Raw genomic sequence first — 6,000 nt, 5'->3', positions numbered from 1 at the left:
ATATCGGGATCAAGGTGTCTTTTACGAGTAGGCTTGTTCATTTTAATTCCCCCTTATATGTTAGTATATCACCGAATTATGATGGTCTATTTGTCCATTATAAGGGGGTCGAGCACAGGTACCTCCCGAATTTTGTCGAATTTCCAATATGCCTGATTGCTTCATGAATGCAGAAAAAATACCAGAAACAAAAACGGTATGGCTCAAGGGCCATGCCGTTTTTGTTGTATGGATATTAAAATTTTTGAAGTGTCTGCAGAAATAGGGAGAGTCCATTTCAGATTGTTGCGTGTTTGAGTAGACGGATGTCAGAATGTCTGTTATTATAAAACAAAGTTGTTCTTTGTAGAGAACACTTCGTGACAATTTTGCGGGTCTTTTTTTATGCTTGTTTCGTTCTTAATAAATTACAAAATGTAACTTTATAATCAACGATAAGGGGGAGTTCTCATGAAAGCCTTAATTCTGCTTTGCCTATTGCTTACTGTTACGGGAAGTGAATATTTTGGGGAGAATCTCCAGGCAAGAGAGATGCCTCTTAGGAAGAGTACAGAAAGCATAGCTAAGGTACCTCCCGCAGCTGTAAATAAAAACGAAGAAGAGGGCGGGTGGAATCTTGTTTGGAATGATGAATTTCACAGTGAGGCTTCCCTGATCAAATGGACCCCGCAGAACTGGCCCTCAGAGAAAAATGGTGAATGGCAGTATTATCTTCCTGAAAATATTGATGTCCGTGATGACTTGCTGGTTATCTCCAGCAGGAAGGAGCCTTATAAGGGAAGGAGCTATACTTCCGGAGCTGTTACCACTGAGAATAAGTTTGAATTTACATATGGAAAAATTGAAATAAGAGCAAAGCTTCCGAAAGGGAGAGGAATTTTTCCAGCATTCTGGCTTGTCAATTCTGATGAGGATTGGCTGCCTGAGATTGATATTATGGAAAATATCGGGCAAAACCCGAAAGAACTATATTTTGTCGTTCATTGGAAGGATGAAAACGGCAAGCAAAGAAGAGATTACAGTCAACTGACCAGCGAGACAGATTTTTCTGAAGGATTCCATGTTTATGGCATTATATGGGAACCGGGAAGGATTGTATGGACGGTAGATGGAAAGCCCATTTTTAAAACGGAGAAATACTCTCCCGACACTCCGCTGTACTTGTATTTGAATACTGCTGTTGGAGGCAATTGGCCGGGGCCTCCTGATCCGCAGGAGGATTATCCCAAGGAATTGCTGATTGACTATGTCCGGGTATATCAACAAGGAGGGAAAGCCCAGTGATCATACTGCTGTATGCATCTTTCATCGTCTTTTTTGCCTTTGTTCTTATGCAGTCCCTGTATATTTTAATCCCTTTATTCAAGGAAGAGAAAAAAAAGCGCAAGGATGTCAGGCAGATGTACAGCTTTTCCGTTATAGTGCCGGCTTTTAACGAAGAAAAAGTTCTCGAGTCCTGTATCATCGGGTATTGCGGCCTGAGGCATCAGGAATCTGAGCTGATTATTGTAAATGATGGTTCAACCGATCAAACAATTGGCATGCTGACTGATCTATTGTCCCTGGTGCCATGCAGGAGAGCCTTTCCAAGGAAATTGGAGCATAAAGAAATAACAGCAGTTTTCCAATCAGAAAGGTATTCCAATATTTATGTCATTGATAAGCGGAATGGCGGTAAATCAGATGCCCTGAATGCAGGGATCAACTTCAGCCATAATGACATTGTTGTTACACTTGATGCAGACAGCATATTGGAGAGGAACAGCCTTTCTGAAATGAATGCAGAATTCCAAGAGCCAAGCATCATTGCCTGCGGCGGAAATGTCCTCATCGCACAGGCTTTCAGCGGGCACGTCCATCATCTTAAACCTACCTTTAAGCTGAAAGGAATCATAAAATTTCAGTTTCTCCAATATTTAACCGCGTTTTATCTTCATAAGCGGGCCCAGGCATCACTCGGAGCCATGACGGTCATAGCAGGAGCCTTTGGAGCATTCCGCCGTGAAGTCCTATTTGAAATTGGCGGTTTTCGGGAAACGATTGGCGAGGATATGGATATTACCCTTAAGATCCAGAAGCTCATCAAAGAACATGGCTGTGTCCACAGAATATCTTACGTCCCATCAGCCGTCTGTTATACTGAATGCCCCAGTACGCTCAGGGATATGTTCAAGCAAAGGGTCCGCTGGCAGAAAGGCTTTATTGACTGCCTGATCCAATACCGGAAGTCTTTTTTTCGCAAGCTGCCTTTTGGCTTTTCCATTGTCTTTTTATTTGACCAGTTTCTCGTCGGAACATTGAATGCTTTTCCGATGCTTGCCATACCAGCCATGCTGCTGTTGAATCAGGATCAGCTTCTGCTTGTGCTCATGCTCGGCTCAGGAGCCGTCTTCCTGTATATCTACCAATTTTTTACAACATTGTTTATCAGCCATCTGCATGGAGTCACTTTTCGGAAAAGGGATATACTCAGGATCCTTATCTTTCTGCCGGCGGATATATTGTTCTACCGCATTATGAATCTAATATTTGTCGCTTATGGGACAGTGTCCTTTTTTCATAAATCTAAAAGCTGGAATAAGCTTGAAAGGTCTGGAAAACTTGCATGGAAAGGGGCAGAGAAGGCGTGAGCATAAAGGCAGCAAAGGGAGCATTCGCTTTTGGATTCCTGGTGTTAATAATTCTGATGGTATCAGGCTTCAGTTTTGTAGTTGATGAGTATGATATTCTGGCAGTCGAACATCAAGGATTATATCCGGCAGACCGGTCTTTCGGTCTTGGTGCATGCGGCCCGGACAGCATAAAAAGGGAGTTTTCAAATGAGGCGGATGCCGCGGTTAAGGTTCCTGTCTTGTCGTACCACCATATTGTCAGCAGGGAGAATCTGTCAGACAGCCATTATGTTAAAGGTAAACTGAATCCAATGGTTGTACTAAAGGAAGATTTTGAAAAGCAAATGGCCTATTTACAGGAGGAAGGCTATACAGCTTTGACCTTATCTGAGCTATATGATTTTTTGGCAAGAAAAAAGGATGTTCCTGCTAAGAGCGTTGTCATTACCTTTGATGATGGCTATAAGGATAACTATATAGAAGCTTATCCGATTTTAAAAAAATACAACTTCACAGCCGTCAGCTTTATCATTACCGGGTATGTGACAAGCAAGCTCCATCCTTATGTGCCGGGGGGAATCCAGTATCTGAGCCTGCATGAAATAGAAAAAGGGTGTGATGTCTTCGAGTATCAGAGCCATACCTATAATCTCCATCAAAGGGAGAAAAACCGTTTTAATCAAGATGCTTCTTATCTTTTGACAAAGCCGGCAAATCAGATTGAAAAAGATTTGATGACAAGCCTCCGTCAATTGGAAGGCAGGAAACAGGCATTTGCTTATCCTTATGGTGAATATTCTCCGGAAACAGTAAATAGCATCATCAAGCTTGGTTTCCGAATGGCATTTACTGTTGAGAAAAAGGCGGCAGAGAGGGGCGACCGGATATATGAAATACCGAGGCTGCCAGTAGTAGCGGAAACAACATTAGAAGAATTCAAGGAGTATGTTAAACCATAACTAGAGAAACAATGCGGGCTGCCATCTTGGCAGCCCGCATTGTTTCTCTTAGTTATTCACTCTGAAAGCTGGATTCATAGACCGGGTCAAAAAGACAGCGAATTGCTCTCTTGTGACCTTTGAGGATGGACTGAATCTGGTTTCTGTTACTCCTCCTGTAATACCTGCAGCATATATTCTGCTGATTGCATCAGAGTACCATTCTCCTGATTTTACATCTGTAAAAGGATGATCAGAGGCAGGCGCTGTGAAATTATACAAACGCTGGAGCAGTACAGCCATTTCCGCCCTTGTAAGCTCGGCATCAGGCTTGAATTCTGTTTTGGTTACACCGGCAAAGATTCCCTCATCAACCGCAGCCGCAATCTCGCTGTAATATTTATAGTTTGCCGGGACATCTTTAAATCCGGGATCAGGTCTGCCTGAAAGTGAAACATCATTTGCGCGCACAAGGAGCAGGACGGCCTGCCAGCGTGTCAGATTCTGCTTCAGGCCAAAGCTGGATGTGCTGACGCCTCTTAAAATATTACGGTCTGTCAGATAATAGATTTCGTCTTCAGCGTAATGGGCAGCAGGAACATCTTTAAACTTGAATTCTAAATAGCTGGAAGCTGTGTAGCCTGTTGTGCCATCACTTCTTTTCACAGGATACCAGACGAAGTGGTTCTTTTTAGAGGCATTTTCTTCATAGACAAACGGGCCTTCAATTGTCACTCTCTCACCATTGTTCAGGGTTGCTTTTACACTGCTGTCTGTCGTAGGTGCAGTGCGCATCTTGACAGATTCAGTCACAGCCGCAGTCTGTCCGTCCAGAAACTTATGCTTTGTTTTAGTCAAAGGCAGATCAAAGTCAAAGCTCTCGGTTTTGAAAGTTATGTTATTGGAGCTATTGCTGTCATATTCAAAGTCGGCAGTCTTGAAAGGGAGATCAGCCAGCCTGATCAGCCCCAGTTCCTCTATTATTCTCATAATCTTTTCCTGATAGGCTTCCCTGTTTGGCTGCCCGGTTGCTTGAATAATAGGGCTGTTGACTGGTTTAATTCCATTGTAAGCCATAATTGCAAAATACCAGTTTTCAAGGTAATCCCGCTCACCGCCATTTATTGCCGGAAGGTCAGATCTTTCAAACATGCGGTCCAGGATTTCCGTTCCTGCCTGGATATTATAAAGCACATCCGTTTTTAAGCGTTCAGTATCATAGTTTGACTGATTCGTAATTTGCATGACTCCAATGCCGTTATCTGCAGTAATAATAGCATTCCCGCTGCTGTCAAACTGTTTCCAATTCTTGCTTTCACCTTCAGCAACTGCCTTGACAATTTCAGGAGGGACATCATACTTCAAAGCTGTCTCTGTCAAAAGGCAGTTCATGGTCCGGAAGTCAGGGTTCACTCCCTGCTGCTGCTCATAATGGCATTTTCCTGAAACCCCATTATCAGCCGCTTCAGAACTAGTTCCCGAAAACAGTGCAGCCGAACCAAACACAGCAAGCGCCGCCGCTGTCAACCTTAATTTCCTCATAAGCATCCTCCTATCATAATTTCCATCTTCTTACTTTAACATAAATGGCGGTGACAGGCACCTCCCGGATTTTGTCGAAATTTATTAAAAGAATCCACCTGGCGAAAATCATTCAGAGTGATTTATTAATAGCTTCACCTTAGTGGCATTATTCTTTTACCTGTCATTCATGAGTTTTAAGTCCCTTGCATAGGGGTAACTCGTTATTGTAATTTTTATACGGGAGGTTATAGCAGAATGAGAGCGCTGGCCTTAGCTGAAGTGGCGATAGTCATCTATTTATGTTTTCTTGGGGTTTCACTATTCACTACGCTCCTTGCTGACGGCATGATGTCCCTAGTTTTTGAATTAGCGGACGGCAAGGGGCTGAAGCTAATGATCGGATTAATTCTCGTGCTGGCAGCTGATCTGTGGAGGGACAGTAAGCGCGAAAAGCTGATCATCAAAGGAAGACTTAAGCCTGGAAAACTATTTTAAAGCTTAAGAGTAAACCTGATTCCTGTTAATGTGCTTTGATCCATATGGGTATGAAAAAACAAAGCCGTCCGAAAGGTTAAAGATCACCTTCCGGACGGCTATTTAGTGATATCAATATGGGCAAACAGCGTGCTGATCTGCCTGAAAAAAGCAAAAACACCAAGGTTCAGTCCCCTGGTGTTTTGAGAATAAGAATTATGGCTTACCAATCCAAAAACTTATTATGTACGAATTATAGCTATTTATGTCGAACATTGTCGATAGAGAAATGCTGGTTATAATGATTAATTTTACCATAAATGAAACTCTCTGTATAATAAAAAAATATTTTTTTCCCAACCTGTTGGAATTATATAATTTATATTACAGAGAAACCAAGATTAATAATAATTTTGTAATATAAATAGTAAACCTTTGAAATACTCCTGTTA

General features: G+C 42.2%; 5 protein-coding genes. 4 read left to right on the top strand and 1 reads right to left on the bottom strand.

From position 1 onward, the window contains the following. The first annotated feature begins 450 nt into the window (after positions 1-450). The 3 genes from LCM00_RS13480 to LCM00_RS13470 are packed head-to-tail and all read left to right on the top strand — an operon-like array spanning position 451 to position 3,571. Positions 451-1,284, top strand: a complete 834-nt coding sequence (locus LCM00_RS13480) for a glycoside hydrolase family 16 protein (protein ID WP_224902768.1) — start codon at positions 451-453, stop codon at positions 1,282-1,284. Next, on the top strand, positions 1,281-2,630 hold the full coding sequence (locus LCM00_RS13475; RefSeq protein WP_224902766.1) for a glycosyltransferase family 2 protein: 1,350 nt from the start codon (positions 1,281-1,283) through the stop codon (positions 2,628-2,630). Before LCM00_RS13480 ends, LCM00_RS13475 begins: the two co-directional genes overlap by 4 nt. Further along, positions 2,627-3,571, top strand: a complete 945-nt coding sequence (locus LCM00_RS13470; protein WP_224902764.1) for a polysaccharide deacetylase family protein — start codon at positions 2,627-2,629, stop codon at positions 3,569-3,571. The genes LCM00_RS13475 and LCM00_RS13470 overlap by 4 nt, the downstream gene beginning before the upstream one ends. 48 nt (positions 3,572-3,619) lie before the next feature. Here the strand turns inward: LCM00_RS13470 and LCM00_RS13465 are convergent, their stop codons facing one another. Beyond that, entirely contained in the window at positions 3,620-5,092 is a 1,473-nt protein-coding gene (locus tag LCM00_RS13465) for an S-layer homology domain-containing protein (RefSeq protein ID WP_224902762.1), read from the bottom strand. A 237-nt stretch (positions 5,093-5,329) separates the two neighbouring features. Here LCM00_RS13465 and LCM00_RS13460 point away from each other — a divergent pair, with 237 nt between their 5' ends. Beyond that, the gene (locus tag LCM00_RS13460; RefSeq protein WP_224902760.1) at positions 5,330-5,569 is read left to right on the top strand and encodes a hypothetical protein; all 240 of its coding nucleotides are present in this window, start codon (positions 5,330-5,332) and stop codon (positions 5,567-5,569) included. Positions 5,570-6,000 lie beyond the last annotated feature (431 nt).

It is taken from the genome of Bacillus infantis, assembly GCF_020171945.1.
Classification (GTDB): Bacteria; Bacillota; Bacilli; order Bacillales; family Cytobacillaceae; genus Bacillus_AB; species Bacillus_AB infantis_A.
This window is presented reverse-complemented; position numbering and strand designations above follow the sequence as displayed.

Bases quoted from the DNA above. Each gene is read 5' to 3' on its own strand.
- LCM00_RS13480 (WP_224902768.1), top strand. From the start codon at position 451: ATGAAAGCCTTAATTCTGCTTTGCCTATTGCTTACTGTTACGGGAAGT.
- LCM00_RS13465 (WP_224902762.1), bottom strand. From the start codon at position 5,092: ATGAGGAAATTAAGGTTGACAGCGGCGGCGCTTGCTGTGTTTGGTTCG.
- LCM00_RS13460 (WP_224902760.1), top strand. From the start codon at position 5,330: ATGAGAGCGCTGGCCTTAGCTGAAGTGGCGATAGTCATCTATTTATGT.